The following is a 25649-nucleotide window of genomic DNA, read 5'->3' as shown; positions in this document are numbered from 1 at the left end:
GCCTTACCCCTTCACGGCCTTCACGATCTTCCGCGCCGCGTCTTCCAGGTCGTCCGCCGGGATCACGTTCAGCCCGCTGTCGCGGATGATTTGCTTGCCGAGTTCGACATTGGTGCCTTCCAGGCGCACCACCAGCGGCACTTGCAGGCCGACTTCCTTCACCGCGGCGATCACGCCTTCGGCGATGACGTCGCACTTCATGATGCCGCCGAAGATGTTGACCAGGATTCCCTTCACCTTCGGGTCGGCGGTGATGATTTTGAACGCGGCCGTCACCTTTTCTTTGCTGGCGCCGCCGCCGACATCGAGGAAGTTGGCCGGCTCGGCGCCGAACAGCTTGATGATGTCCATCGTCGCCATGGCCAGGCCCGCGCCGTTGACCATGCAGCCGATGTCGCCATCGAGCGCGATATAGGCGAGATCGAATTTCGAGGCCTCGATCTCCTTTTCATCTTCCTCCCCGAGGTCGCGCAGCTCGGCCCATTCCGGGTGGCGGAAGCCGGCGTTGGAATCGAAGCTCACTTTTGCGTCGGCGCAGACGAGCTTGTTATCTTCCGTCACGATCAGCGGATTGATCTCGAGCATCGACATGTCGCTTTTCACGAACGCGCCGTAGAGCTTGGTCACCAGCTCGCTGCACTGATTGGCGAGATCGCCGGAAAGGCCGAGCGCTTGCGCGATGTTGGCAGCGTCGGCGGCGGTCGGGCCAGTGGCCGGGTCGATCGCAACGGTCGTGATCTTCTCCGGCGTGTCGTGCGCGACTTCTTCGATGTTCATGCCGCCGGCTTCGCTCGCGACGAAGGCGACGCGGCCGGTTTCGCGATCGACCAGAGCGGAGAGGTAAAACTCCTTGGCGATCTTCATGCCTTCTTCGATGTAGAGACGCTTGACGACGCGGCCGTCCGGCCCGGTCTGCAGCGTGACCAGAGTGTTGTTCAGCATCTGCGAAGCGTAGAGGCCTACGTCTTCCGGCTTGAAGGCAATGCGTACGCCGCCCTTCTCGCCCGCGGCGGCTTCCTTGAACTTGCCCTTGCCGCGGCCGCCGGCGTGAATCTGGCTCTTCACCGCCCAAACCTGGCCGCCGAGCTTGGCCGCCGCATCCACCGCTTCCTCGGCCGTGAACGCCGGATAGCCCCGCGGCGTCGGAACGCCGAAGCTCTTGAGGACGGCTTTGCCTTGGTATTCGTGGATGTTCATCGGGGCCCCTTGGAGGATTCGGGCCGTCTTATAAGCCCGCAAGCCCCGCCGCCAACCCCGCCCCTGCGCAAATGGCGAGCACCAGGAGCAAATTCGCCTTGAAGCGGATCAGCGCCATGCCCGCCGCCAGGGCGAGAGCCACCATCCAGAGCTGTGCGGAAGCGAGGTCCGGGATTTCGGCCGGCCCAAGCGTCAACTGCCGCGCGAACAGCGCGTGTGCGGCGAAGAACAGCGCGAGCTTGGCGATGACGCCAAGCACAGCGGCGGTAATGGCGGCGAGCGCGCCGGCGGCGCGCGGATTGCGCTCCAGCCGCTCCGCGTATGGCGCGCCTGCGAAGATCCAGACGAAGCTCGGCGCAAACGTGCACCAGAGCGCGATAGCCGCGCCAGAGAGAGCGAGCGCGAGCCCGCCACTGGTCCAGCCCGCCAGGAAGCCGACGAACTCGTTGACCAGAATGAGCGGACCTGGCGTCGTTTCGGCGAGGCCGAGGCCATCGATCATCTGCTCTGGCGTCAGCCAACCCCGCGCTGCCGCTTCGGCGGTGAGATAGGCGAGCAGCGCGTACGCCCCGCCAAAGGTGACGCAAGCGAGGATCGAGAACACGAGCGCGACCTGGAAAAGCACGTGCTCAGTGCCGAGCGTCAGCGCGATGAGAAACGGCGGCGTGAGCCATAACACGAACCACAGCAGCGCGTGTACCCATGCTCGCCCGCGTGCGGAGGAGCTGTCGGGTCGCATAGCGGACTGATCGAGGGGATTGCTGTGCGTGTCTCCCTCCCCTCCGCTCGCTCGCGGGCGAGGATTAAGGACGCCAATCATCCCCGCCGCCGCAATCACCAGCGGAAACGGCGCGCCGAGCATCAGCGCAACGAAGGCGACGAACGCAATCCACACCGCGGCGGTTGTCTTCAGCGCTCGCTTGCCGACCTTCACCAAAGCTTCGGCCACCAGCGCAACAACTGCGCATTTAATGCCGTCGAACGCGGCGGCGACGAGCGGAATATCGCCGTAGTTGACGTAGAGCCACGACAGCGCAAGAACGACAGCGGCGCCAGGCAGCACAAACAGCCAGCCGGCGATTAACGCCCCGGCCCAGCCGCGCAGCTTCCAGCCGACATAGGTCGCCAGCTGCTGCGCTTCCGGCCCGGGCAGCAGCATGCAGAACGCCAGCATGTGCTGAAAGCGATCTTCGCCGACCCATTTGCGCTCATCGACATAGATGCGATGCATCAGCGCGATCTGCCCCGCCGGTCCACCGAAGCCGAGACAGCCGATCTTGAGCGACTCTCGAATGAGAACGCCAAAACTTGGCGCAGAAGCGCTGGTCATCGATAGTACGGCCGATGCGAGTTGACCCAGGTGCGCGCGTGCTCGACCGGCATGGCGACATGCGGCGCCACTTCCGCTCGGACATGAATGGCGGCCGGCAGCGCCTCCATGCGGCTGCGCCAGCGCATAATCAGGTTTCGGGACATCAGCATGTCAGCACCCTCGGGCGTCATGCTCAGCGTCGTCATGCACGGCAGCAGCGCATAGTCGGCCAAGGTGGGCTCGCTCGTAATCAGAAACTCCCGGCCGTGCTGAAGCTCGCGCTCCATGACGTCAAGCGCCGTGCGGATGCGCGGCAGCGCGGCGGCGACCACCTTTTCGTCCGGCGCGACGCCCAGGGCAGGATAGACGATCCGCTCGTGCCCGAGATGAAACGCAATGTACGGATAATAGTAGGCGCTGAGATTGCTGATCCACTGGTTCATCCGGGCGCGCAGTTTCAAATCCGAAGGCGTCAGCTTTGGCCCAGGGAATGCATCGTCCACATACGCGATGATCGCCGCCGTCTCGTAGAGCAGGAAATCGCCGTGTTCGAGAATCGGCACGCGGTTGAAGGGATGCAGCGCTAAATGGCGCGGACCGCCCATGTCCGGCTCTAGATCGTGAAAGTCGTATGGAACGCCTTTGTGCGTCAGCACCAAGCGTGCGACGTTGACGTAGGTGCTGAGCGGAAAGCCATAGAGACGAACTGCGGACATCGTCGTTCCCCTTCTCGCGGCGAGGAACGGACGCATGCGCCCGCCCTCGGATCGAGGACAGGGCAGCGCTTGGACGGAAATCGTCTTGGAAAGCCGGGCGTCTGCCGAAGCCCGACGCTCAAAAGTTACGCGCGGCTCTGCGCTTCGTCAATGCGGCTCGAATCTTCGCCGGGAGATTCATCGCCATAGACGATCTCGCCTGCGGCGACGCTGGTGCCGAGTTGGGGCGCGAACTCTTCGCGCATCGGCGCCGCCTCGCGCGTCGTGCGGCGCCAGAACATCGCCGCCGCCACCGCCACGGCGGCGGCGCCCGCAAACCAGAACATGCCGGCGACGTCGAACCGGTCGACCAGAGGGCCGAGAATGAGCGGGCCGATCACCGAACCGCCTGCCCACACGAACAAAAGGCCAGCCGCCGATTGCGCGAGCTTGCCGGGTTCGGCGCGGTCGGCCATGTGCGAAACGGCGATACCATAAAAGCTCAAGGCGCCCGCGCCCCAGGCGAAGAACAGCAGCACCGCCGACCAACTCTGCAGCCGCCCGCTCCAGATCGCCAACGCGAAAGCGGCGATCGCCGCCAGGGCGGCAAGGCCGGCGATGACGAGGCGCCGATCGACGCGATCAGACAACCGCCCCGCCGGCCATTGCAGCAACAGCGAGCCGATGAAGGCGGCGGCGTAGAACTCGGCGGCGGCATTGGAGCCGTAGTGCTCGGCGGCGTAGAGCGGCGCGAGCGCGAGCACGCCGCCATTGACGAGCCCTGCCCCGAAACTGCCGATCACCGCGGCGGGCGCGATGGCGAATTGTTCGACCAGCGCCAAGGGCTGCGCCTTCGGCGGGGCCGGCTGCTCGGCCGCGGTGAAGCAGATCGGCACCATCGACAAAGCGGCTATGGCGGCGGCGATCATCCACGGCTCCGCCTCGGCGGGCGCGTAGCCGAAGGCGAAGAACGGCCCGAACGCGAGCGCGCCTTTGGTGAGCACCATGTAGACGCTCATCACCTCGCCGCGCACGCGCGTGCTGATCGAAAAATTGAGCCAGCTTTCGATCGCCGCGAACATGAGCGCCACCGCCATCCCGGCGATCATGCGCGACAAGCCCCAAGCCCAGATCTGATCGCTGAAGTGCAGCGCGAGCGTCGTCACCGAGAAGATCGCGGCGCACGCGGCGTAAACGCGGATATGGCCGACGCGCGCCAAGAGCTGCGTGGCGATCATCGCCCCCATCATGAAGCCGGCCGAGTACGAGGCGGCGATCAGGCCGAGCGCGGTGCGCGAATGGCCCTCTTCCGTGAAGGCGAGCGGAATGCGCACGCCGAGCAGGCCGCTCGCAAGCTGCAGGATCGTGACAGCGATGATGAGCGCAGCGACGTTGCGCAGCAGGCTGGTCATGGCGGCGCCCGCTACATAGGCATAAACGCCGCGGCTGAGAACTCGCCAAAGCGGGCGCTTTGTCGCGTTCTCCTCAACAAACTGGCGGTTAGCCGAAGAACATCTGGAACATGACGCGGCCCGGGATGAAGCTGAGCGCGCCCGCGACGAGCAGACCGCCGACGAACATGCTGGTCATGGCGCGGCGGTGGATGTCGACCTTGCGGCTGCGGATAGCGTAGATCGCCATCGGAAGGGCGATGATGGTCCAGCCGCTCAACAGGTGGATGAACGACCAATAGCCGCCATTGAGGCCGGTGATGAACAGGCTCGACACGGCGGTGACGCCCATGGCGAGGACCCAGCTCCAGCCCAGCGCCTTGTGCAGGCCCCTGCCCTTCGGCCGGAGCAGGATAACCGTGCCGATGACCAGCGCGGTGACCGCAGCGTAGACGTGAAGCTGCACCATCCAGGGCAGGTCTCCCCAGAGCGCCAGATTCGGCGCGCGCAGGTTGATGCCGCTGACGCCAGCCGCGATCCGCGGCAGGAACGGCCACAGAGCAGCTGCGAGAATGGCGGCGACGACGGCGCTGGCGATCAATTGAGTCCGGGCGGGCTTGGCGCGAGCAGCAGGCATGTGGTCTCCGTTCGATCTCTGCTAGGAGGGTGGCGAACGGAGGTCCGGCGTGCAGCCGCAGATGCGTCAGACGACTGATCCAGCACGTGAATCGCCCCCTGCGGCGGTTGGCGCTTCGCCATTTGCGGACGATCCGCCGCCGAGTCTGCGCCAATGGCTGCGCAATCTCGCCATCGCCGCCGCGGCCGGCGCATTCATGGCGCTCGTCGGCGCGATGGACACCTCGCGCCTGCCGCTGTGGCATCGCCTGCTCTACTGGGTCCCGCTGACCATGGCGGGCGGCGTGCTCGGTCACGCGCTCGCGCTCTACGTGGCCAAGATTCCGCACGCCCGGCTAAATCCCTGGCTGTTTGGAACTATCCTCACCTTCGCGATCGCCGTTCCGGCGACGTTCGTGGTGTGGGGCTACACAGGCCTGGTGGTCGGCGATTGGATGCCGATCACCGGCCTGCCGATGTTGTTCATCCCCGTGCTGGTGATCACCGCGGCAATGACGGCGCTGATGACCGCCCTCAACTGGCCTGGCCGCGTGACGCACGCGCCGGCGCCGGGCGCGACCGCACAGCCGGTGCGGCTCATGGAGCGGCTGCCACCGAAACTCAAAGGCGCCGCCATCTATGCGGTCTCGGCCGAGGATCATTATTTGCGCCTGCATACGTCGAAAGGAACGGACCTGATCCTGATGCGGCTGGCGGATGCGATCGCGGAGCTGGAGGGCCTCGAAGGGGCGCAGACGCATCGATCCTGGTGGGTCGCCCGCGACGCTGTGGAGAGCGCGGGGCGCGAGGGCGACCGTGCGGTGCTCGTGCTCAAGGGCGGCGTCGAAGCGCCGGTGAGCCGGCCGAACGTGAAGCCGCTCAGAGACGCGGGTTGGTTCTGAACCAGTCGGCGCGTGTGATTTCCCATACCTCGTGCGGCATGCCGGCGTGAATCGTGCTCGCGCCGACGCGCATGCCCAGACGCTGCGCCAGTTTCTGCGAGTTCGAATTCTCGGCGTGGATCAGGCTGACGATGCGGTCGAGCGGAAACTGCGCGAACACCCAATCGCCTGCCGCCCGCGCCGCTTCGAACGCGTAGCCCCGGCTCCAGTATGGACGCGCCAGTCCCCAGCCGAGTTCGAAACCCACCCAACATTCCGGCTGCCAAGCGCCGACGCGGCCGACGAAGGCGCCGCTCACCTTCTCTTCCACTGCGAACAGCCCATAGCGGCGCAGCGCCCAGTGGCCGACGAACAGGGCGAGATCGCGCCACGCCTCGGCGCGCGCTTTCGGCCTTTGATCGCTGGTGAGGAAGCGCGCCACCTCGGCGTCGGCCATCATCGCCGCGAAGCCGTCGAGATCGCCTTCGCGCCAACCGCGCAGGACGAGACGCTCTGTCTCGATGCGCGGCACGGCGTTGGGATCGAACAATGTCACAGTGGCGCGCGCCGCATGGTGATGCGCTCTTCGCGCACGCCGTCAGGATAGCGGATCTGCAGGCTGATCTCGACATCGTTCTCACCGACGCGCCGGATAGAGAGGCCCTCGAACTCCAGCGCATCCTCGTTCGCCGCCACCGGCTCGAAGGCGTGCCAGCCGTCTCTTTCTTCCCAACCGACGAAATCGGGATTGAAGTGCTTGACCCGCATGCGCACGCCGCGGTCGGTCACCTCCATCAGCATGATCTCGTAAAAAGCCGGCGCGCCATCACGGATCAGCCGAAAGTGGCCGACCATCTGCCCGCCGGCCGGCGGCGCCCAGGTCTCCTCAAGCTGGCCGCCCAGCCCCTCCCCGACCCAGCGGCCAGCGAGCCACGCGGCGTCCTCGATCGTGGCGTCTTGCGCCTGCGCTGCGGCTGCGACGGCGGAAAAAGCGGCGGCGGCGACGATGGTCTTGATCAGCTTCAACATGGCCAATCCCTCCTTCGCCGCCATGACGCGCGATCGCGCCGCATTTCGACATCAGGGTTCGGCCGTGAACACCCCATCGCTGTCGGCGACCAGATAGGCGAACACGGCGTAGGCGGCGACGTTCTGGCGGAGCGCTTCGGGATCGATCTTGTCGAGCGTGTCGTTCGGCGTGTGGTGATAATCGAAATAGTCGAGGCCGTTCTGGGAAAGATCGACCACCGGCATGCCGGCCTGACGCATCGCCCCGATGTCGGCGCCGCCGCCGGCGGCGTTGTCGCCGGGAATGATGCCGAGCGGCGCGAGCTGGCGCTGGATCGCGCGGCCGTACGGCAGCGCGTGATCGGCGAAGCGGGTGCGGAAGCGCCAGATCGGACCAGCGCCGAAATCGCTTTCCGCGCCGACGATATGCGTCTCGTTCGCGTGCGCTTCGGCATAAGCGGCGCCGCCGTGGACGCCGTTCTCTTCCGCGCCCGCGAGCAGGATGCGGATGGTGCGACGAGGGCGGCGCGGCAGATCGCGGATCAGTTTCGCCGCGGCGGTGACGATGGCGACGCCGGCGCCGTCATCGACAGCGCCCTGCCCCATGTCCCAGGAATCGAGGTGCGCCGCGAGCAGCACGATCTCGTCCGGACGCTCACGGCCGCGGATCTCGGCGATGACATTTCCCGATGGCGCGTTCTCGCGGATGTCGGCCTGAATATCGAGACGGACGCGCGTCGCCCCGCGCGAGATGCGGCGCGCGAGCAGGTCGGCGTCGGCGGGCGAGATCGCGGCCGCCGGCAGCGATGCGCCTTGCGACTGCCGCGAAGAGCCGCCTTGGTGAGCGAAGCGGTGCGGGTCGGTGCCGACCGAGCGGATCAGGCAGGCGACGGCGCCCTTCGCTTGCGCCACCGGCGCGCAGCGGCCGCGCTTGGCGACAGCTGCGCCATAGCCCGAGCCATCCTGCGTGCGCTGCATGCGCTCGTCGATGAAGACGATGCGGCCGCGTACAGCGTCTTCCGGCGCCGCTTCGAGCGCGGCCATGTCGGCAAAGCGCACGACTTCGGCTTCCAGCCCGCCCTGGGGCGTCGACGGCGAGCCGCCGAGCGCAGCAATCACCATGGGCTGCGGCGCAGGCCCGACGATCGAGGCTTCCTCGCGCGTCGCATCCCAGTACGGGATCGTGAAGGGCTCGATGCGGACATTGCTGAAGCGCTGCTCGCGCAGCATGTTCACTGCCCAGTCGCGCGCGCGCGCCTCGGCTTCGGAGCCGGCCAGGCGCGGCCCGATCTCGGTGACGAGGTCTTCGACGATCTCCCAGGCGAGGTTGCTTTCGAGCGCGGCGGCGCGCAGGCGATCGACCGTGCGCTCCTGCTCGGGGCTGATCGGCGCCGCGGCCGGCGGCGCCTGCGGATTGACGGCGACTGAGGTCGCAGACGGTTGTTGCGTTTGCTGCGCGCTCGCGCCTGAGGCGAACGCAAGCGCAGCTAGTCCAAGTGCGAAATACCGCATGAGATGTCCCCCGACGTTTGCGGACAAAGTGGCGGCGCGCGCCCGCGATGCAAGTGCTTAGCGACGATCAGGCCGAACGCCGGCGCGCTTTCCAGTCCGCCTTCGACTGGCCGTAGATATCGACCTTGTGCATTTCGAACGGCGGCGCGAGTTCGACGTCCTCGCGCTCGCGCTTGGAGCCGAGGCGTTCGGCCAGCGCGATCGAAGGCGCATTCTGCTTGTCGATGCAGTGGATGACGTGCTTCCAACCCAGATGATCGAAGGCCCAGTCGATCGCCGCGGTCGCGCCTTCAGCGGCGAAACCCTGCCCCATCGCCGAGCGCTTCAGGCCCCAGCCGACCTCATCGCCCGGCCATGCGCCTTCCTTGCCGCCCGGCCGCCACGGACCCATGCGGCCGATCCACTCGCCGGTGTCGCGCCGCAGAACCGAGAACATGCCGTAGCCCAGCAGCGCCCAAGAACCCGCCAGCGACGCCATCCCGCGCCAAGCCGCATCGCGCGGCGCGACGCCGCCGATGAAGCGCATGGTGTCTTCTTCTTGCGCCATCGACGCGAAGCCGTCGAAGTCCTCGTGCTGTGGCGGACGCAGGATGAGACGCGCTGTGGTGAGGGTCGGGCCGATAGTCATGGTGCGAGGTTAGTGCGTTGCGATGCGGATGGGAATTCGGGATTGGCGCTCGGTTATCGGTTATCGGTTATCGGTTATCGGGGCGCGGGCGTGCATGTTTGGCGGCGCTGCGTCAACGCAAACGCCGTTGCCGATAACCGATACCCGAAACCCGATTCCCGAAAGAGAGGCGGGGCGCGTCGGACGCGCTGAGGTAGTCTCTAAGGTGCGTTGCGTATCGCTACGCAGCGCCGCGCGTCGAACGCGCCCCGTATCGGCCGTTTGTCCCGGATTGGCGACCAGGAGTTTGTGGCTCACCAGCGCACAGAGCACGCAGGGGCCTTGGCTCCTTATGGCCACGAGCCGGTTCAGCGCGTCGGGATTCTCCGATGAATCCCGGACCCTGCGGTTTCACGCCCCGCAGGCAATGCAGACCTCGTTCGCTTCGCCCTACGAACCTGGAAAGCGTCGTACCCTCTCTCAAGGGCCCTCTCGACATCCCACGTCCGCGGACTTCCTCAACGATGGCTTGGCTGGAGAGGCCTTGCGCCGCGTCGCGCTTCGACAAGCTCAGCGTGACGCTGTTGGTGCATTTCCATCTCCGCTCTTCCATCGAAGCGACGCCTGCCGCGCCGGTCGATGCGCTCACATTTCAAAGCTTCGGAGCTCTTCGAAATCCTCTCGTGTGAGAGCAAGGGCATTATACGCCGAGAGTCCGCCCGGTCGGATTGATTTTCTTTCGCGCGTTTGTTTTCAGCGCGTTACCCGCAAAAGGGCATGGATAGAGGGCGCCGCTATCCTCGTATTCGCGCGCCTCGGCGCATTCCTTCACGGCCTCTCGACGTTCACTAACACTGCGGGCTTGAATGCGATGTAATTACATTGTAAGCACATCACCATGAAAGTAGCCATTGTGCCAATTGGCAATTCGCGCGGGCTCCGGCTTCCGAAGGCCGTGATCGAGGAGTGCCAATTCACCGACGCGGCCGAGTTGACGGTCGAGGACGGGCGCGTCGTGCTGACGCCGATCCGAGCGCCGCGCGCGGGCTGGGCGGAGGCTTTCGCCGCCGATCCGCCCGGCGAGCTCAGCGAGGAGGAGCACGAATGGCTGGACGCGCCGCTGGCGGCGGACGAGGACTGACTGAGCCCAGCAGGTTCGAGGTCTGGATCGTCGAGCTCGAGCCCGTGCTCGGCGTCAAAATCGGCAAGGCGCGCCCCGCCGTCGTCATTTCGCCAGACGACGCAAACCGTGTGCTGAAGACCGTGATCGCCGCACCGCTGACCTCCGTGCGCCGCAAATGGCCCACGCGCGTGCCGGTGCGCGTCAACAAGGTCGCGGGCGACATCGCGCTCGATCAGATGCGCGCTGTCGGCAAACAACGCTTGACCAAGCGCGTGGGCGCGCTTTCAGCCGCCGAGAGGCAATCTCTGCTTGAACGCTTGGCGGAGATGTTTGCGCCTTAGCCCACGCTGGGATCGATGCCCTTGCAGGCGTCGACCAGGCCTTTCACGGCGCCGACGCTCTTGTCGAACATGGCGCGCTCTTCGGTGGTGAGCTCGATTTCGACCACCTTCTCCACGCCGTTCTTGCCGATGATGCACGGCACGCCGACATAGATGTCGCTCAAGCCGTACTCGCCCTTGAGGTTGGCGGCGCAGGGCAGCAGGCGGCGCTTGTCGCGCAGATAGCTCTTCGCCATCACCATCGCACTCTCGGCGGGCGCGTAGAACGCTGATCCCGTCTTCAACAGGTTCACGATCTCGGCGCCGCCGTCGCGGGTACGCTGGACGATCTGATCGAGCTTTTCCTGGCTGGTCCAGCCCATCTTCACGAGGTCGGGCAGCGGGATGCCGGCGACCGTGGAGTAACGCACCAGCGGCACCATGGTGTCGCCGTGGCCGCCGAGCACGAAGGCGGTGACGTCTTCAACGCTGACGTTGAACTCTTCGGCTAGGAAATAGCGGAAGCGCGCCGAGTCCAGCACGCCGGCCATGCCGACGACCTTGTTGTGCGGCAGCTTCGAGAATTGGCGCAGCGCCCACACCATGGCGTCGAGCGGATTGGTGACGACGATGACGAATGCATTGGGTGCGTGCTGAGCGATGCCCTCGCCCACCGCCTTCATGACTTTGAGATTGATGCCGAGCAGATCGTCGCGGCTCATGCCGGGCTTGCGCGGCACGCCGGCGGTGACGATGCAAACGTCGGCGCCGGCGATATCGGCGTAAGCGTTCGCGCCCTTGAGCGCCGCGTCCTTGCCGAACACCGGGGACGCTTCGGCGATGTCGAGGCCCTTGCCCTGAGGGACGCCTTCGACGACGTCGAACAGGATGACGTCGCCCAGCTCTTCGCGCGCGGCGATGTGGGCGAGCGTGCCGCCGATCATGCCGGAACCGATAAGGGCGATCTTCGCGCGGGCCATGGGGAGTGCTCCGAAGCTGTGGAATTGAAGGCGCGTGATTAGACCCGCCCGCGCGGGGGCGCAACGCGACGAAAAGCGACTTCTGCGGAGCTTCACCCCGCCCCCTGCCCCCTCCCCTCAAGGGGAGGGGGTTCGCGCTAGCGCTTCACGCAAATCAGCACGCCATCGCCGACAGCGGTCAGCACCGAGCGCACGCGGTCATCGCCCTTCGCTTTCTGCGCCAGCGCCCGGATGGCCGTGGTGTCGGCGCTGGTGTCAGCAGGATCGACGACGCGGCCGGACCACAGCATGTTGTCGAACAGCATGACCCCGCCCGGCCGCAGCAATTTGAGCCCCCGCTCGTAATAGGCGTCGTAGCCGGTCTTGTCGGCGTCGATGAAGCCTAGGTCGTAGCTCCCCTCCTCGCCGGCGGCGACGCGCTGGTCCAGCGTCTCCGCGGCTGGCGCCAGCACGAGGTCGATAATGTCGTCCACGCCGGCTTCGAGCCAATAGCCGCGCGCCAGCGTCGACCACTCGGCCGAGATGTCGCACGCGAGCAGGTGCGCGCCGATCGGATGCGCCGCCTTGAGCGCCAGCGCAGTGGCGAGCGCCGAATAGCCGGTGAAGACGCCGACTTCGAACGCGCGCTTGGCTGAGAGCATGTGCGCGATCGCGGCCATGAACGCGCCCTGCTCCGGGCTGATCTGCATCCGCGCCTCAGGCAAGCGCGCCGTCTCTTCCCGGCAGCGCGCCAGCGCCGGGTGTTCCGGCGGATTGGCGCCGGCGAGATAGCGGATGATTTCGGGCGAGAGGCCGAGGGAGGAGGACATGCTCGCCTAAGCTAGGCGAGACGCTTCAGTTCGCCCACCAGATCGTCGCGTTCCCAGGTGAAGCCGCCTTCATTGTCCGGGCGGCGGCCGAAATGGCCGTAGGCGGCCGTGCGGGCGTAAATCGGGCGGTTGAGCTTCAGGTGGGTGCGGATGGCGCGCGGCGTGCAGCCGTCCATCAGCTCGGGCAGCTTCGCTTCGAGGATCGCCGGATCGATGGTGTCGGCGCCGTGGAGGTCGACATAGAAGCTGGTCGGCTTGGCGACGCCGATAGCGTAGCTGATCTGGATGGTGCAGCGCTCAGCGAGGCCAGCCGCGACGACGTTCTTCGCCAGATAGCGGCAGGCGTAAGCGGCTGAACGATCGACCTTGGTCGGGTCCTTGCCGGAGAAGGCGCCGCCGCCGTGCGGGCTCGCGCCGCCATAGGTGTCGACGATGATCTTGCGGCCGGTGAGGCCGCTGTCGCCATCGGGGCCGCCGATCTCGAACTTGCCGGTCGGATTGATGTGCCACTTGGTCTTCTTGGTGAGCAGACCGTCCGGGAACACCGAAGCGGCGATCGGCTTCACGATGTCGGAAAAGCGCGACTGGCTGTAGCTCTTGTCGCCGAGCTTCTTCTTGTGCTGGTGGCTGACGACGACGGCGAGCACTTCGACGGGCTTGCCGTTCTCGTAGCGCAGCGTGACTTGGCTCTTCGCGTCCGGCTCGAGTTCGGGACGCTCGCCGCTGTGGCGCGCCGCAGCGAGCGCCTTCAGGATGTTGTGCGAGTATTGCAGCGTCGCCGGCATCATTTCCGGCGTTTCGCTGCAAGCGTAGCCGAACATGATGCCTTGGTCGCCGGCGCCTTCGTCCTTCTTGGCTGTCGCATCGACGCCTTGGGCGATGTGCGCGGACTGGCCGTGCAGGTAGCAGGCGTACTTCGCCTTCTCCCAGTGGAAGCCCTTCTGCTCGTAGCCGATGTCCTTCACCGCCGCGCGCACCTTCGGCTGCAGCGAAGCGATGATGTCTTTCGTGAACGCCTTGTTGGCGGCCTTGTCGCCGCCCGGCTTGCCGGCGCGAACCTCGCCGGCGAGGATGATGCGGTTGGTCGTCACCATCGTCTCGCAGGCGACGCGCGCTTCGGGGTCGGCCTCGATGAAGGCGTCGACGACGGTGTCGGAGATGCGGTCCGCCACCTTGTCGGGGTGACCCTCGGACACGCTTTCGCTGGTGAAGACGTAATTTGCTCTGGCCACGCGGATTCTCCGGCCCCTCAAGAAAACGAAGCGGCCCTCATAGGGAGAACCGCGCCTTTCCGCAAACCGGCGAACGCATCAAACGAACGGACTAGCTGCGCTTGCCCTCGGCGGCCTCTTCCGCCAGCGCCTTGACCAGCTCGATGACGCGGCGGCGGATTTTGAGGTTCTTGATCGAGGCGAACAGCTGCATCAGCTGCGCCCCCTCCGGCGTCGCCAGGACGTCCTCGACCAGTTCCTGGCGGCCTTCAGCGCCCCCTGCGGCGCCGCCCAGCCCCTCGAAGAAGCGGGCCACCGGCATATCGAGCGCGCCGGCGATATCGTGCAGGCGGCTCGCGGCGATCCGGTTGACGCCCTTTTCGTATTTCTGGACCTGCTGGAAGGTTACGCCAAGTAATTCCGCGAGCCGCTCCTGGCTCATACCGATTTCGAGGCGGCGAGTTCTGACGCGTTGGCCGATTTTCTTATCGATTGCATTCGCCGAACGCTCGTCATTCATGATTTACGGCCCCTCGCCAGTAGTCCGGCAGGCAAAAAACGCAATCCGGCAATGAATACAACGAGGAGCGGGAGCAAAATATTTCCCCAGCGGGCGAGTGTAGTTTCAACCAGCGCGGGTGGCAGCTGCGCCTCAATGGCGAGATCGCCGTCCCGGGTGGAGCGCACCTCGCGGCCGAAGGAATCGACGATCGCCGACACGCCGCCGGAGGCGGCGCGCGCCATCGGCAGCCCCTCCTCGATCGAGCGGTAGCGGGCCATCGCATAGTGCTGCCAGGGGCCGGTGAACCAGCGCAGGTCCCCAAACCAGGCGTCGTTGGTGACGCTGACGATCCAGCCCGGGCGCCCCTCGCCTCGCGGCGTCATGCGCGGGAAGATCGCTTCGTAACAAATCAGCACCACCGCCGGCGGCGCGTCCGGCACGATCAAGCGCGTCGGCGCCTCGCCGCGCTCGAAGCCAGCGCCGATCCGCTGCAGCGGCGCGATGTTCAATGCGCTGACCACGGACCAGAACGGGATGTACTCGCCGCCGGGCACGAGCTTGTGCTTGTCGTAAACCTGTTCGCTCACCCGCGCTTGGCCGCTCACGCCGTCGATGATCGCCGCCGAATTGAACAGCTGAAGTTGCGAAACGTCGGCGCGGCCTTGCCAGAACGCGTCGCACACGGGCTGCGGCTCACAGCGCGTGAGGCCTGTGATCAGGACCCGGTCGCCCATCGCGCGCCCGACCGCGGCAAGGTAATTTGCATTGTCGAGCTGGAAGAAGTTCACCGTTGGGATGGCGCCTTCAGGCCAGATGACGATCGACGCATCGCTCTCGTTGGGATCGCCGCTGGCGCGGACATAGCGCGCGAGCACGCGCCATTCCTGATCTGGCCTGCCTTCCCACTTCTCCGCTTGAGTGAGGCCGGAATCGGCGACGCGCACGACCGGCAGCGCGCCCGGCACTTCGATCGGCGCGCGCGACAAACGCTGCGCGCCCCAGCCCCAGCCCATGCCGACCAGCAGCGCGGCGACAATGGTCGGCGCGAACCGGCGCTGGGCGCTCGCGCCGCCGTCGGCGATCGCCGCCACCGCCGCCGCCATCAGCAAGGTCAGCAGCGAGAGCCCGTAAATGCCGACGATGGAGGCCAATTGCGAAACCGGCTCGCCCGGCGTCCAGACGTAGCCCGGCAAAAGCCAAGGAAAGCCGCCGAACACGAGATTGCCGCGCAGCCATTCGGACGCGAACAGGCATGCCGCGAACCACGGCAACCGGCGCAGATCGCGCGTCCAAAGCGACATCGCAAGCGCACAGCCGACGCCGTAAAAGAGGCCCAGCACCATTGCCAAAGCGAGCGTCGCCGGGATGCCCCAGATCGGGCCCCAGGTGGTTGAATCGACATTGAACGCCGAGGTGATCCAATAAAGCCCCGTCGTCATGTGACCCAGGCCGAACCACCAGCCCAAGGCGAAGCCGCGGCCGATGCGGTTCGGCTTTTCCGCCGCGCCGTCGAGCAGCCAGATCAGCACGACGATGGCGGCGACAAACAGCAGCACAAAAAAGAATGGCGCATGTCCCAGCGTCGCCGCCGCGCCGGCGGCGGCGGCGATGCCGCGGCGCTGCCAGGGCGTGCGCGCTGCGAGCCAAGCATGAATGCGCGATGCGTCCGTCCGTGACGCGGTCAACGGCCTACTCCTCGGGCTAGCGCGATAGGTGCGTGGTTGGAGCGCGCACCGGCGGACACGTCAACCGTCACGCGTTCTTTTGTCGGAGGTTGGGCGCTTGCGGCGGTTGAGCGGCGAGCGCATCTGACGCCGATCTCTTGACGCGTATGCGTTTGACCCGGCGCGGGTCGGCGTCGACGATCTCGACATCGAAACCGCCCGGGTGGTGCAGAATCTCGCCGCGCTGCGGCAATCTGCCCGCCAGCGCCACCGCCAAGCCCGCCGCGGTGTCGAACTCGTCCTCGTGGTCGGGCAACGCCAAGCTGGCCGAGAACTTGGCTTCCAACTGATCGATCGGCGCGCGCCCGTCGGCTTCGAAGGCGCCAGGCGGGCGCTCCAGCACCAGCGCCGTATCGACGTCGTGTTCGTCCTCGATCGCGCCGACGATCTGCTCGACCAGATCCTCCATCGAGACCAGACCGTCGGTGCCGCCGTACTCGTCGACCACGAGCGCGAGGTGGATGCGGCTGGACTGCATCTTCAGGAACAGCGTCGCCAAGGTCATCGACTGCGGCACGAACAGGATGTCGCGCCGAATCCGCGACAACGAGCGGTCCGAGAACTGCGCCTGCTGCACGCCCTCTTCGCCCGGCGTCACTAGGGCGAGCACGTCGCGGACGTGCACGAAGCCGTGCGGATCGTCGAGCGTTTCGCCATAAATCGGCAGACGCGAATGCTGGCTTTCCGAGAAGACTGCAGCCGCTTCGCCCAATGTCGCGGACGCTTCGATGGCGACGATCTCCGCCCGCGGCCGCATCACGTCGGCAACTCTCAGGCGATCGAACCGCGCGGCGCGCAGGATCATGTCCTTGTGCGCGCCCTCGAGCGTCACGCCGCTCTCTTCGCCGGCGCGCAGCGCTTCCTCCACAGCGGCGGCGGACCCCAACCTTTCGCGCGAGAACACTCGCGATAAACGTTGAATAAGGCCCGCGCGTCTTCGCGAAGGTTCGGCTTCGTCAGCAGTATCAACCATCTTAAGTGCGTCGCACTCCTCGAGCGGCTTTAGGCGTAGGGATCGTCGATTCCCAGAGACGCTAAGATAGTGCGCTCGCGCGCTTCCATCTTCTCGGCGTCGGCCGCGTTCATGTGATCATAGCCCAACAAGTGCAGAAATCCGTGCACGACGATGTGGGCGGCGTGGTGATCGAGCGATTTACCTTGAAATTCGGCTTCTGCGGCAATGGTTTCCGCCGCCATAGCGATGTCGCCGAGGAAGCCCTCCTCGCCGCCCGTTTCGGCCGGCGGAAACGACAGAACATTGGTCGGCCCGTCCTTGCCGCGGAATTCCTTGTTGAGCGCAGCGATCGAAGCGTCATCGCCCAGCAGCAGCGATACCGTTCCGCCTACGGCTTCAGCCGAGGCCGCCGCCGCCAGCGCCTTGGCGAGCGCCTCCTCCCTGCCCTTCCACAAGGGCGAGTTGGCGAGGATGTCCACCTCGAACGGGATCTCATCCGACACGGCCGCTCTCATCGCGATGATAAGCTTCGACGATGTGTGCGACGAGCCTGTGACGCACGACGTCCTGCGTGGCGAAGCGGATCACTTCGACGCCGGGGATGTGTTCGAGGATGGTGATGGCGTGCGCGAGGCCCGATTGATCGGGTCGCACCAGATCGATCTGCGAGGGATCGCCGGTCACCACCATGCGCGAGCCTTCGCCGAGACGGGTCAGCACCATCTTCATTTGCAGCACGGTCGAGTTCTGCGCTTCGTCGACGATGACGAAGGCGTTGGTCAGTGTGCGGCCGCGCATGAAGGCGAGCGGCGCCACTTCGATCTGCCGGCGCTCGCGGCGAGCCTTCAGATCGTTCTCGTTCATCTGGCTGCGGAACGCGTCCCAGATCGGCTGCAGATAGGGATCGACCTTTTCGGCGAGATCGCCCGGCAGATAGCCGAGCTTCTCCCCGGCCTCGACCGCCGGGCGCGTGACGATGATGCGATCGACGCGCTCCTGCTTCAAAGCTTCGACCGCGGCGGCGACGGCGAGGAAGGTCTTGCCCGTACCCGCCGGACCCACGCCGAAGATGAGATCGATGTTCTCGTCACGCAGCGCTTCAACGTAATGGACCTGCCGCGGCGTGCGCAGCGTGAGACCGCCCAGCTGCGGCAGACTCAGCGGCGTCGACGTGTCGCTCGCGCCTTCGGAGAACGAGATCGCCGCCAGCACGTCGCCCTCCCGGATCTTGCCTTTGCGACGGGCGAGATCGGCGAGCGCGTCGATGATGCGCTGCACGCGCTCGAGATCCGCGGCGGTGCGCGCGCGCACCGTGAGACGATCGCCTTGCGCATCGAGCGTGACGCTGTAGGCCGGCGCGCCGCGCGGCGCGTTGGGATCGCGGAACGCTTCTTGGATGTGCGCGAGATGGCGGTGCAGCGGGCCGAACACGGCTTGCGCGACGCCAGCCTCTGAAAGCGTAATAACGCGCGCCTGCTCGCCGCCGGAGGACGTTATCGTCACGCCGCCTCCGGCGCCATTTCGAGGCGCGCGCCCGTCAGCGAGTTCTGCGAAGCGGCGAGGATGCGCACCGGGACGATGTCGCCGTTCTGAGCTTTTGTGTCTTCGAAGTGCACCGCTTGCAGATATGGGGTGCGGCCGTGCTTCTGGCCAGCCTTGCGGCCGTCGCCGGTGACTAGCACCGGGAGCACGCGCTCCACTTGCGAGCCGTTGAAGGCGCGCTGCTGCTCGGCAAGCAGCGCCTGCAGGCGGGCCAGCCGCTCGGATTTCTCTTCTTCGCTCACCTGCCCCATCATCGCCGCGGCGGGCGTACCGGGGCGTGCCGAATACTTGAACGAGAACGCGGAGACGAAGTTGACGTCCCGCACCAACTGCATCGTTTCTTCGAACTCGCGCGCCTTCTCGCCGGGAAAGCCGACGATGAAATCGGTCGAGAGCGCAATGTCGGGCCGCGCGGCGCGCAGTCGTGCGACGATGTCGCGATAGAACGCGCCGTCGTGCTTGCGGTTCATGGCCTTGAGGATGCGATCGGAGCCTGACTGCACCGGCAGGTGCAGGTACGGCATCAGCTTGGGCTCCGCGCCGTGCAGAGCGATCAGCTCATCCGTCATCTCGATCGGGTGCGAAGTCGTGTAGCGCAGCCGCTCGACACCGTCGATCTGCGCCAGCACGTTCAGAAGCTCGGCGAAGCTCGCCACGCCGCCGCGGCTTTCGCCGTGATAGGCGTTCACGTTCTGGCCGAGCAAAGTGATCTCGCGCACGCCGCGATCGGCCAAGCCGCGCGCTTCGGCCACGACGTCGGCGAGCGGACGCGAGTACTCGGCGCCGCGCGTGTACGGCACGACACAGAACGTGCAGAACTTGTCGCAGCCTTCCTGGATCGAGAGGAACGCCGTCACGCCGTCCGGCGCGCGCGCGGGCAATGCATCGAACTTTTCCTGCGCGGTGAAATCGGCGGCCAGCCGCTCGCCGGTCTTGCGCGCGGCGCGCGCGATCAGCTCCGGCAGCTTGTGATAGGCTTGCGGGCCGACCACCAGATCCACCGCCGGCGCCCGCGCGATAATCTCCTCACCTTCCGCCTGCGCGACGCAGCCGGCGATGGCAATGGTCATGCCCTTGCCTTCCGATGCGCGGCGCTCCTTGTGCGCGCGCAGACGCCCGATCTCGGAATAGACCTTCTCGGTCGCCTTTTCGCGAATATGGCAGGTGTTGAGGATGACGAGATCGGCGTCGTCCGGCTTCTCGGTGATCGCATAGCCCAGCGGCGTCAGCACATCGCGCATGCGCTCGCTGTCATAGACGTTCATCTGGCAGCCATACGTCTCCATAAAGAGACGCTTCAGTTCTGGCCGCTGCTGGTCGGACATCAATCTTCTCAGTTGGCCTTCTTTGCGGCCTTGGCTTTGTCGTCGAGCGGCACGCCATACAACTCGAGCCGGTGATCGACCAGCTTGTAGCCCAGCCGTTTGGCGATCTCTTGTTGCAGCCGCTCGATCTCCGGGTCGCAGAATTCGACGACCTGGCCCGTCTTCATGTCGATCAGGTGATCGTGGTGGTGTTCCGGCACTTCCTCGTAACGCGAGCGCCCGTCGCGGAAGTCGTGCCGCTCGAGGATGCCGCTTTCTTCGAACAGGCGCACCGTGCGGTAGACAGTGGCGATGGAGATGCCCGGATCAATCGCCGCCGCGCGACGGTGAAGTTCTTCGACGTCCGGGTGATCATGGCTCTCCGAAACGACGCGCGCGATCACGCGGCGCTGCTCGGTCATGCGCATACCCTTCTCGACGCAGAGTTTTTCGATCCGGTCCATGGGCGAGACTTACCCTTTCCGCGCGTCCCCTGTCCACTGAGAGGCTCGTCAAACCGGCGGGCGGGGCAAATCCCGGCGCATGACGATGGCGTCCACCGACCCGCCCTCGCCGGCGTAGTAAGCGGCGCGCCGGCCCGCTTCCGCGTAGCCCAGCTTGGCGTAGAGCGCGCGCGCGGCGAGATTAGTCTCCGCCACTTCCAGATGCATGGAGGCGGCGCCCCGCACCAGAGCAGCCGCGCTCGCCGCCGAGACGAGCGCCGCGCCAACGCCTTGCCGCCGCATCTCGGGGACCACTGCCACCGTGAGAATCTCCCCATCGCCCGCCGCGGTCCAGGCCATGACAAAGCCGCGCGGCGACTGTTCGCGCTCGATCAGGGCGAACACGGCGGAATTGTCCAACAGCTTCGCCATCTCGGCTGCGGACCACGGCTTGTCGAACGCGCGCGCGTGCAGACCGGCGAGCAGTTCGCATGCTTCGGGACCTGCCGCTTCGATCATGCGCCGCCCGGCAAAGTGACATGCGGCGCGCGCAAATAGGCCGGCTCCGGTCGGTAGTGCGCCGGATCGAGCCGCGCCGCGCGCCGGGCGAGAACGGCGGCGTCAACGGTGACGCCCAGGCCTCTGAGGCTGAACCGCTTGCCGGCCGCAGCTTTGCGCAACAGCGCCTCGTGCTCGCCGCGCTCGACGCCGCTAGGCGGAATGACGGGAACGCCATCGAGGTAAAGCGCGACATAAGACGCGCCCGGCGTTTCGATCAGAGCGGCGCGAAAACCCTCATCGCCGTCTTCGAGCGCGAGCGCCTCCAGCGTGGAGACGCCGATGCACGGCTTGGCGAGCGCAAGCGCAAGCGCCCGCGCGAACGAGAGGCCGACGCGCACGCCGGTGAAGGAGCCCGGTCCGGTCGTGACGGCGACGCGATCGAGATCCGCAAAGGCGATTCCGGCCTGTTCGGCGGCGTCACGGGCCATCGGCGCCAAGCGTTCGGCTTGGCCTTTGCTCATGCGCTCGGAGAGCGAAGCCAAGACGTCGCCGTCGCGCACGATGGCGACGGAGCACGCGTCGAGCGCCGTGTCGATGCCGACAACGAGCAGCGGGGCTAACCCTTCGGGAGCGGCTTGAGCGCGTTCAGCACATCGCGAGACGAAGGCATCTTGCCTTCCCAATGAGCGACGATGATGTCGCGGTTGAGCTCAATCCACTGACGAACCAGCTCAAGATCCCGATTGCTGAGATCGCCCGCAAGCAGCTCCACGCTCGGGCGAACGGACACGGCAGCGACGAAGTTCGGCGGCTTTCCCACCTTCACCCGAACGTCGTGCCGGCCCTGCTTCTCGGAAATATAGACGACGAACGGCAATCCGCTCTCTGACGGCTGCACGTTCGACATGAGATACAGGTCCTCGCCCAAATCCTGCGTAGAGACGCTAGTATCCATCGGATGGTGTTCCCTGGGCAAGCTTGGCAAAAGCTGGCGGCCCTTTTGTGCGTACTACGCACATTATCACAAGGGACTTTGGAAGTAACCCTGGGGGGGTTAGCAGCAGCTAGACCACCTGCTCCACCCGGTTCACTTCCGGCACATAGTGGCGGAGCATGTTTTCGATGCCCTGCTTCAAGGTCAGCGTCGAGGACGGGCAGCCGGCGCAGGAGCCGCGCATGTTGAGACGGACGACGCCCTGATCGTGGTCCCAGGAATGGAAGGTGATGTCGCCGCCGTCGCGCGCCACAGCCGGGCGCACGCGCGCTTCGATGATTTCCTTCAGCTCCTTCACGATGTCGGCCGCCTCGCCTTCATAGGCGATGTCGGCTTCATCGGCGCCGTCCGCGGGCGCCGCGGCGTCGCCCAGCACGGGGCGGCCAGCGGTGAAGTGGTCCATGATCGCCGCCAACACATGCGGCTTCAGGTGCGGCCACTCGATCGCTTCGCTCTTGGTGACGGTGATGAAGTCGCCGCCCAGATAGACGCGCTCGACGCCGTCCACATCGAACAGCGCCATCGCCAGGGGCGACGCGAGCGCGGCGTCCGCGTCGGCGAATTCGCGGCTGCCCTGCCCCAGCACGTCGCGGCCGGGGAGAAACTTGAGCGTGCGCGGATTCGGCGTCGATTCCGTTTGGATGAACATGGCCGTCAGGTGGGCCTTTGCGCAAAACGGGTCAAGCGGGCGGCGGCGCCTCGGGCGGCGGCGGCGCAGCGCCGATGATGGCGAGTCGGCGAATCTCCTCGCGCGAAAGCGCGCCGGGCACCACCAGCACCGGCACCGGCCGCGGCCCGAGCCCGCCGGCTTTGCCCAGCTGCGCCACCAAGGGGCCCGGCCCGCCCGCGCCGGCCGCCGCCGCGAGCACGACCAGCTTGATCGAGCTATCCTCGTCGAGAAGCTTGCGCAGCTCCGGCTTCAAATCCCCTTCGCGCAGCACGGGCTCTGCGGTGACGCCGCATTCGGCCCACACTTCGGCAGCGAAGCGCTGGGTGAGCGATTCCGCCGCATCCCGCGCTTGCCGGCGCATCTCGTCGGTGATCGAGGCCCAAGGCGCCGGATCAGACGGTTCGATCACGCGCAGCATGACGAGGCGCCAGCCGCTGTTCCGGCACAGCAGGCCGGCATAGATCAGCGCGTCCGGAAACTCTTCGCTCTCGTCGGCGACGACGAGACAGGCGTAGGTCTTGGCCTCACTCATGGGCGGCGATGCTGGCGCAAAAGCCTCACGCGCGCCAGAGGCCGACCACGTCGCGGACCTCGGCCATGATCGGCTGCGCCACCGCGCGCGCTTTTTCGGCGCCGTCCTTCAGAATCGCGTCGAGCGTTGCGGTGTCGGCCTGAAGCCGGCGCATCTCGGCGGCGATCGGCGCCAGCTTGGACGACAGCGCCTCCGCCAGCGCCGGCTTGAACACGCCGAAGCCTTTGCCGCCGAATTCCGTCAGCACGTCCTCGACGCTGCGTTCGGTGACCGCGGCGAAGATGCCGACCAGGTTCTCCACCTCCGCTCTGCCGGCGAGACCATCCTTGGTCTCCGGCAGCGGCTGCGGGTCGGTGGTCGCCTTCTTGATCTTGGTGAGGATGGTGTCGGCGTCGTCGGTCATGTTGATGCGCGTCATGTCCGAGGGATCGGACTTCGACATCTTCTTCGTCCCGTCACGCAGACTCATGATCCGCGCGCCGGGGCCTTGGATCAAAGGCTCCGGCAGCGGGAAAAAACCCGGCGCATTGTGGTCGTTGTTGAACTTCTGGGCGATGTCGCGGGAGAGCTCCAGGTGCTGCTTCTGGTCTTCGCCGACCGGCACGTGGGTCGCCTTGTAGAGCAGGATGTCCGCCGCCTGCAGCACCGGATAGTCGAACAGCCCGACGCTGACGCGCTCGCTGTGCTTGCCGGCCTTGTCCTTGAACTGGGTCATGCGCTCGACCCAGCCCATGCGGGCGACGCAGTTGAACAGCCACGCGAGCTCCGTGTGCTCGCGCACGGCCGACTGGATGAAGATGGTCGAGCGCTTGGGATCGACGCCGGCGGCGACATAGGCGGCGGCGACTTCGCGGCAGCGGCTGACCAGATTCTCCGGATCGGGGCCGGTGGTGATCGCGTGCAGGTCGACGATGCAATAGATGCACTCGTACTGGTCCTGCAGCGCGACGAACTTCTGCAGCGCGCCGAGATAATTGCCGAGATGCAGGCCGTTGGTCGGCTGCATGCCTGAGAATACGCGTTTGGGGCCCTTGTAGTCGGGCGCCCTCGTCTCTTGGGGGGCGTCGGTCATGGGAAACTCCGGAACATGAGAACGGGCGCGCGTTTCGCTGCGCGCGGAAGCGGCGTCAGGTCAGGCCCGCCATCGCCAGAGGTGCGTTCTCGTGTTCATGACGCGCGCTTCTATCAGCCGTCCAAGCCCGGCGGCAAGCCGTCTCCCCCGTCCGGCGCCACGCGCTCCCGCCGCAGCGCGCCGCGGATCTCCGAGAGTCGGACCGCGCCGAAGGCCAAGGCGAGCACGGCGTACAGCAGGAATCCGGCGAGGCAGACCGCCAGAACCGCCACCTCCTTTGAGCCCAACGCTTCGACTACGACCGGCCGATAATAAGCGGCCGCGCCAATCGCGCCCGCCATGAGCGTCGTCGCCAAGGCGATGCGCACCAGTCGGGACGCCGCTGCGCCGCCGAGCCGATACATGCCTCTGCGGGCGAGCGTCAGGGAAAGCAGCAGCACGTTGACCCAGGAAGCGAGGCTAGTGGCGATGGCGAGGCCCATGAAGCCCGGTACGCCGAACTCGCGCAAACCGAAGAACAGCGCGACGCCGAAGACGACGTTGAGCGCCACGGTGACCAGCGCGAACTGCATCGGCCGCCGTGAATCCTCGCGCGCGAAGAATGGCGGTGTGAACACCTTCACGAGCACGAACGCCGGCACTCCCCAAGCAAAGTGCTGCAGCGCCAGCGCGGACATGCGCGCGTCCGCCGACGTGAATTCGCCGCGCGTCCAAAAGCCGTCGAGTAGGAAGAACGGCGCCACGCCGAGCGCGGCCGCAGCCGGCAGGGTAAAAGCCATCGACAGGGTGATGGCGTCGTCCATTGTGCGCGCCTCATCCGCTGAGTCGCCAATCCGCGTGGCGCGGGCGAGGCGCGGCAAAATGGCGATGCCGATGGCGACGCCGATTAGCCCGAGCGGCAGCTGATAAAGACGGTCGGCGAATGCCAGCCACGACTTGGCGCCGACTTCGAGCGACGCCAGCACCTGACTGACGACAATATTGATCTGCATCGCGGAGCCGGCCACCGCTCCGGGCACAGCCACGGCGACGATGCGCTGAAGGTCCGGCGTCCATCGCGGCAACGCGAAGCGCAACTTGACGCCGAGCCGCAGCATGCCGAACGCCAGCAAGACCGCTTGCAGGACGCCGGCTATGGTGACGCCAATGGAGGCGGCATAGGCAGCTTGGTATGGATCTTCGAAAGGCAGCACCGCCGCCAGTACGACGAGGTTCAGGAGCGTCGGCGCGAACGCCGAGAGCGCAAAGCGGCCGGCGCTGTTCAGGACGCCCGAGAACAGCGACGACATCGCCATGCCGACGAGATACGGCATCGTCAGCTGCGTCATCGCCACGGTGAGATTGAAGTGCAGCGGGTCGTCGCGATAGCCGGCGTGCACGACCAGCATGATCCACGGCATCGCGATCTGGGCGAGGATGGAGAACGCCGCCGTCGCCGCGAGCAGACCATTCATCGCTTCCGACGCCGCCTGCTGCGCCGCTTCGGGCCCGCGTTCGGCTTCGATGCGCGCGTAGATGGGCACGAACGCCTGGGCGAAGGCGCCTTCGGCGAAGAGGCGGCGGAAGAGGTTGGGAAACTGCAGGGCCGTTTGCCACGCATCACCGACCGGGCCGGCGCCGATGCGCGCAGCGATGACGGCGTCGCGCAGAAACCCGAACACGCGGCTGCCAAGCGTGAACGCGGATTGCACCAGCGTATTGCGGGCTAAGCTCATCGATTCCCCGGAGAAAGCAGCGCGCGTGTCTAGC

29 protein-coding genes are annotated in these 25649 nt (G+C 66.3%); 3 read left to right on the top strand and 26 right to left on the bottom strand.

Annotated features, from left to right (window positions below; all coding sequences use genetic code 11):
* Positions 1–3: 3 nt before the first annotated feature.
* The 5 genes from sucC to VEA80_RS19345 form a co-directional block, all read right to left on the bottom strand.
* Positions 4–1197 (bottom strand): ADP-forming succinate--CoA ligase subunit beta, encoded by a 1194-nt coding sequence (gene sucC, locus VEA80_RS19365; RefSeq protein ID WP_325062440.1) that lies wholly within the window; start codon positions 1195–1197, stop codon positions 4–6.
* A 28-nt stretch (positions 1198–1225) separates the two neighbouring features.
* Complete coding sequence (gene chrA, locus VEA80_RS19360) at positions 1226–2527, bottom strand: chromate efflux transporter (protein ID WP_325062439.1); 1302 nt, start codon at positions 2525–2527, stop codon at positions 1226–1228.
* Positions 2524–3225, bottom strand: a complete 702-nt coding sequence (locus tag VEA80_RS19355) for a glutathione S-transferase family protein (RefSeq protein WP_325062438.1) — start codon at positions 3223–3225, stop codon at positions 2524–2526. Before VEA80_RS19355 ends, chrA begins: the two co-directional genes overlap by 4 nt.
* A gap of 125 nt (positions 3226–3350) precedes the next feature.
* Positions 3351–4616: an MFS transporter gene (locus VEA80_RS19350; protein ID WP_325062437.1), complete on the bottom strand. Its 1266-nt coding sequence runs from the start codon at positions 4614–4616 to the stop codon at positions 3351–3353.
* Positions 4617–4704: 88 nt separating this feature from the next.
* Entirely contained in the window at positions 4705–5232 is a 528-nt protein-coding gene (locus VEA80_RS19345) for a DUF2306 domain-containing protein (protein ID WP_325062436.1), read from the bottom strand.
* A gap of 61 nt (positions 5233–5293) precedes the next feature.
* On the opposite strand from VEA80_RS19345, the gene VEA80_RS19340 reads away from it, so the two are divergent.
* Positions 5294–6112 (top strand): LytTR family DNA-binding domain-containing protein, encoded by an 819-nt coding sequence (locus VEA80_RS19340; protein ID WP_325062435.1) that lies wholly within the window; start codon positions 5294–5296, stop codon positions 6110–6112.
* On the opposite strand, the gene VEA80_RS19335 is transcribed toward VEA80_RS19340, so the two are convergent.
* The 4 genes from VEA80_RS19335 to VEA80_RS19320 all read right to left on the bottom strand — a co-directional run bounded on the left by VEA80_RS19335 (position 6090) and on the right by VEA80_RS19320 (position 9239).
* On the bottom strand, positions 6090–6647 hold the full coding sequence (locus tag VEA80_RS19335) for a GNAT family N-acetyltransferase (RefSeq protein ID WP_325062434.1): 558 nt from the start codon (positions 6645–6647) through the stop codon (positions 6090–6092). The genes VEA80_RS19340 and VEA80_RS19335 overlap by 23 nt on opposite strands.
* Positions 6644–7120, bottom strand: a complete 477-nt coding sequence (locus VEA80_RS19330; protein ID WP_325062433.1) for a DUF6265 family protein — start codon at positions 7118–7120, stop codon at positions 6644–6646. The genes VEA80_RS19335 and VEA80_RS19330 overlap by 4 nt, the downstream gene beginning before the upstream one ends.
* A 51-nt stretch (positions 7121–7171) precedes the next feature.
* Entirely contained in the window at positions 7172–8611 is a 1440-nt protein-coding gene (locus tag VEA80_RS19325; protein ID WP_325062432.1) for a M20/M25/M40 family metallo-hydrolase, read from the bottom strand.
* Between the two features lie 67 nt (positions 8612–8678).
* The gene (locus VEA80_RS19320) at positions 8679–9239 is read right to left on the bottom strand and encodes a GNAT family N-acetyltransferase (protein ID WP_325062431.1); all 561 of its coding nucleotides are present in this window, start codon (positions 9237–9239) and stop codon (positions 8679–8681) included.
* An 877-nt stretch (positions 9240–10116) separates the two neighbouring features.
* Here VEA80_RS19320 and VEA80_RS19315 point away from each other — a divergent pair.
* Both VEA80_RS19315 and VEA80_RS19310 read left to right on the top strand, forming a co-directional pair.
* Entirely contained in the window at positions 10117–10359 is a 243-nt protein-coding gene (locus VEA80_RS19315) for a hypothetical protein (RefSeq protein WP_325062430.1), read from the top strand.
* Positions 10323–10682: a type II toxin-antitoxin system PemK/MazF family toxin gene (locus VEA80_RS19310; protein WP_325062429.1), complete on the top strand. Its 360-nt coding sequence runs from the start codon at positions 10323–10325 to the stop codon at positions 10680–10682. The genes VEA80_RS19315 and VEA80_RS19310 overlap by 37 nt, the downstream gene beginning before the upstream one ends.
* Here VEA80_RS19310 and mdh read toward each other — a convergent pair.
* The 17 genes from mdh to murJ form a co-directional block, all read right to left on the bottom strand.
* Positions 10679–11641: a malate dehydrogenase gene (gene mdh, locus VEA80_RS19305; RefSeq protein ID WP_325062428.1), complete on the bottom strand. Its 963-nt coding sequence runs from the start codon at positions 11639–11641 to the stop codon at positions 10679–10681. The genes VEA80_RS19310 and mdh overlap by 4 nt on opposite strands.
* Before the next feature lie 137 nt (positions 11642–11778).
* On the bottom strand, positions 11779–12450 hold the full coding sequence (locus VEA80_RS19300) for a class I SAM-dependent methyltransferase (protein WP_325062427.1): 672 nt from the start codon (positions 12448–12450) through the stop codon (positions 11779–11781).
* Between the two features lie 11 nt (positions 12451–12461).
* Entirely contained in the window at positions 12462–13682 is a 1221-nt protein-coding gene (gene metK, locus VEA80_RS19295) for a methionine adenosyltransferase (protein ID WP_325062426.1), read from the bottom strand.
* A 91-nt stretch (positions 13683–13773) separates the two neighbouring features.
* Positions 13774–14181, bottom strand: coding sequence for a helix-turn-helix domain-containing protein (locus VEA80_RS19290; protein ID WP_325062425.1), 408 nt, complete (start codon positions 14179–14181; stop codon positions 13774–13776).
* Positions 14178–15848, bottom strand: coding sequence for an apolipoprotein N-acyltransferase (lnt, locus tag VEA80_RS19285; RefSeq protein ID WP_325062424.1), 1671 nt, complete (start codon positions 15846–15848; stop codon positions 14178–14180). The genes VEA80_RS19290 and lnt overlap by 4 nt, the downstream gene beginning before the upstream one ends.
* Positions 15849–15915: 67 nt before the next feature.
* Positions 15916–16773 (bottom strand): CBS domain-containing protein, encoded by an 858-nt coding sequence (locus VEA80_RS19280; protein WP_325062423.1) that lies wholly within the window; start codon positions 16771–16773, stop codon positions 15916–15918.
* 116 nt (positions 16774–16889) lie between these two features.
* The gene (ybeY, locus tag VEA80_RS19275) at positions 16890–17345 is read right to left on the bottom strand and encodes an rRNA maturation RNase YbeY (protein WP_325062422.1); all 456 of its coding nucleotides are present in this window, start codon (positions 17343–17345) and stop codon (positions 16890–16892) included.
* A complete protein-coding gene (locus VEA80_RS19270) occupies positions 17335–18345 on the bottom strand; it encodes a PhoH family protein (protein WP_325062421.1) in 1011 nt (336 codons plus the stop codon). The genes ybeY and VEA80_RS19270 overlap by 11 nt, the downstream gene beginning before the upstream one ends.
* Complete coding sequence (gene miaB / locus VEA80_RS19265; RefSeq protein ID WP_325062420.1) at positions 18342–19709, bottom strand: tRNA (N6-isopentenyl adenosine(37)-C2)-methylthiotransferase MiaB; 1368 nt, start codon at positions 19707–19709, stop codon at positions 18342–18344. Before miaB ends, VEA80_RS19270 begins: the two co-directional genes overlap by 4 nt.
* A gap of 8 nt (positions 19710–19717) precedes the next feature.
* A complete protein-coding gene (locus tag VEA80_RS19260) occupies positions 19718–20152 on the bottom strand; it encodes a Fur family transcriptional regulator (RefSeq protein WP_325062419.1) in 435 nt (144 codons plus the stop codon).
* A 48-nt stretch (positions 20153–20200) separates the two neighbouring features.
* Positions 20201–20650: a ribosomal protein S18-alanine N-acetyltransferase gene (gene rimI / locus VEA80_RS19255; protein WP_325062418.1), complete on the bottom strand. Its 450-nt coding sequence runs from the start codon at positions 20648–20650 to the stop codon at positions 20201–20203.
* The gene (gene tsaB, locus VEA80_RS19250) at positions 20647–21315 is read right to left on the bottom strand and encodes a tRNA (adenosine(37)-N6)-threonylcarbamoyltransferase complex dimerization subunit type 1 TsaB (protein ID WP_325062417.1); all 669 of its coding nucleotides are present in this window, start codon (positions 21313–21315) and stop codon (positions 20647–20649) included. Before tsaB ends, rimI begins: the two co-directional genes overlap by 4 nt.
* Entirely contained in the window at positions 21249–21539 is a 291-nt protein-coding gene (locus tag VEA80_RS19245) for a DUF4160 domain-containing protein (RefSeq protein WP_325062416.1), read from the bottom strand. The genes tsaB and VEA80_RS19245 overlap by 67 nt, the downstream gene beginning before the upstream one ends.
* A 157-nt stretch (positions 21540–21696) precedes the next feature.
* Positions 21697–22275 (bottom strand): NifU family protein, encoded by a 579-nt coding sequence (locus VEA80_RS19240; protein ID WP_325062415.1) that lies wholly within the window; start codon positions 22273–22275, stop codon positions 21697–21699.
* A gap of 31 nt (positions 22276–22306) precedes the next feature.
* Positions 22307–22828: a universal stress protein gene (locus tag VEA80_RS19235; RefSeq protein ID WP_325062414.1), complete on the bottom strand. Its 522-nt coding sequence runs from the start codon at positions 22826–22828 to the stop codon at positions 22307–22309.
* Between the two features lie 25 nt (positions 22829–22853).
* Positions 22854–23900 carry a tryptophan--tRNA ligase gene (gene trpS, locus VEA80_RS19230; RefSeq protein ID WP_325062413.1) on the bottom strand — a complete coding sequence of 349 codons (1047 nt, stop codon included), beginning with the start codon at positions 23898–23900 and terminating at the stop codon, positions 22854–22856.
* A gap of 113 nt (positions 23901–24013) precedes the next feature.
* Positions 24014–25615 (bottom strand): murein biosynthesis integral membrane protein MurJ, encoded by a 1602-nt coding sequence (murJ, locus tag VEA80_RS19225; protein WP_325062412.1) that lies wholly within the window; start codon positions 25613–25615, stop codon positions 24014–24016.
* Between the last annotated feature and the right edge of the window lie 34 nt (positions 25616–25649).

The organism is Vitreimonas sp. (assembly GCF_035627415.1).
Taxonomy (GTDB): Bacteria; Pseudomonadota; Alphaproteobacteria; order Caulobacterales; family Aquidulcibacteraceae; genus Vitreimonas.
Note: the sequence above shows the minus strand (reverse complement) of the source record. Positions and strands in the feature narration are given on the sequence as shown.

What these genes read in the sequence shown, in the direction of transcription:
- VEA80_RS19300 (WP_325062427.1), bottom strand. Translation starts at nt 12,450, where the DNA reads ATGTCCTCCTCCCTCGGCCTCTCGCCCGAAATCATCCGCTATCTCGCC.
- VEA80_RS19345 (WP_325062436.1), bottom strand. Translation starts at nt 5,232, where the DNA reads ATGCCTGCTGCTCGCGCCAAGCCCGCCCGGACTCAATTGATCGCCAGC.
- VEA80_RS19325 (WP_325062432.1), bottom strand. Translation starts at nt 8,611, where the DNA reads ATGCGGTATTTCGCACTTGGACTAGCTGCGCTTGCGTTCGCCTCAGGC.
- VEA80_RS19350 (WP_325062437.1), bottom strand. Translation starts at nt 4,616, where the DNA reads ATGACCAGCCTGCTGCGCAACGTCGCTGCGCTCATCATCGCTGTCACG.
- VEA80_RS19320 (WP_325062431.1), bottom strand. Translation starts at nt 9,239, where the DNA reads ATGACTATCGGCCCGACCCTCACCACAGCGCGTCTCATCCTGCGTCCG.
- VEA80_RS19315 (WP_325062430.1), top strand. Translation starts at nt 10,117, where the DNA reads ATGAAAGTAGCCATTGTGCCAATTGGCAATTCGCGCGGGCTCCGGCTT.
- mdh (WP_325062428.1), bottom strand. Translation starts at nt 11,641, where the DNA reads ATGGCCCGCGCGAAGATCGCCCTTATCGGTTCCGGCATGATCGGCGGC.
- VEA80_RS19290 (WP_325062425.1), bottom strand. Translation starts at nt 14,181, where the DNA reads ATGAATGACGAGCGTTCGGCGAATGCAATCGATAAGAAAATCGGCCAA.
- VEA80_RS19340 (WP_325062435.1), top strand. Translation starts at nt 5,294, where the DNA reads ATGCGTCAGACGACTGATCCAGCACGTGAATCGCCCCCTGCGGCGGTT.
- murJ (WP_325062412.1), bottom strand. Translation starts at nt 25,615, where the DNA reads ATGAGCTTAGCCCGCAATACGCTGGTGCAATCCGCGTTCACGCTTGGC.
- trpS (WP_325062413.1), bottom strand. Translation starts at nt 23,900, where the DNA reads ATGACCGACGCCCCCCAAGAGACGAGGGCGCCCGACTACAAGGGCCCC.
- VEA80_RS19310 (WP_325062429.1), top strand. Translation starts at nt 10,323, where the DNA reads ATGGCTGGACGCGCCGCTGGCGGCGGACGAGGACTGACTGAGCCCAGC.
- VEA80_RS19355 (WP_325062438.1), bottom strand. Translation starts at nt 3,225, where the DNA reads ATGTCCGCAGTTCGTCTCTATGGCTTTCCGCTCAGCACCTACGTCAAC.
- VEA80_RS19245 (WP_325062416.1), bottom strand. Translation starts at nt 21,539, where the DNA reads ATGTCGAACGTGCAGCCGTCAGAGAGCGGATTGCCGTTCGTCGTCTAT.
- VEA80_RS19260 (WP_325062419.1), bottom strand. Translation starts at nt 20,152, where the DNA reads ATGGACCGGATCGAAAAACTCTGCGTCGAGAAGGGTATGCGCATGACC.
- miaB (WP_325062420.1), bottom strand. Translation starts at nt 19,709, where the DNA reads ATGTCCGACCAGCAGCGGCCAGAACTGAAGCGTCTCTTTATGGAGACG.
- VEA80_RS19330 (WP_325062433.1), bottom strand. Translation starts at nt 7,120, where the DNA reads ATGTTGAAGCTGATCAAGACCATCGTCGCCGCCGCCGCTTTTTCCGCC.
- rimI (WP_325062418.1), bottom strand. Translation starts at nt 20,650, where the DNA reads ATGATCGAAGCGGCAGGTCCCGAAGCATGCGAACTGCTCGCCGGTCTG.
- sucC (WP_325062440.1), bottom strand. Translation starts at nt 1,197, where the DNA reads ATGAACATCCACGAATACCAAGGCAAAGCCGTCCTCAAGAGCTTCGGC.
- chrA (WP_325062439.1), bottom strand. Translation starts at nt 2,527, where the DNA reads ATGACCAGCGCTTCTGCGCCAAGTTTTGGCGTTCTCATTCGAGAGTCG.
- VEA80_RS19235 (WP_325062414.1), bottom strand. Translation starts at nt 22,828, where the DNA reads ATGAGTGAGGCCAAGACCTACGCCTGTCTCGTCGTCGCCGACGAGAGC.
- VEA80_RS19240 (WP_325062415.1), bottom strand. Translation starts at nt 22,275, where the DNA reads ATGTTCATCCAAACGGAATCGACGCCGAATCCGCGCACGCTCAAGTTT.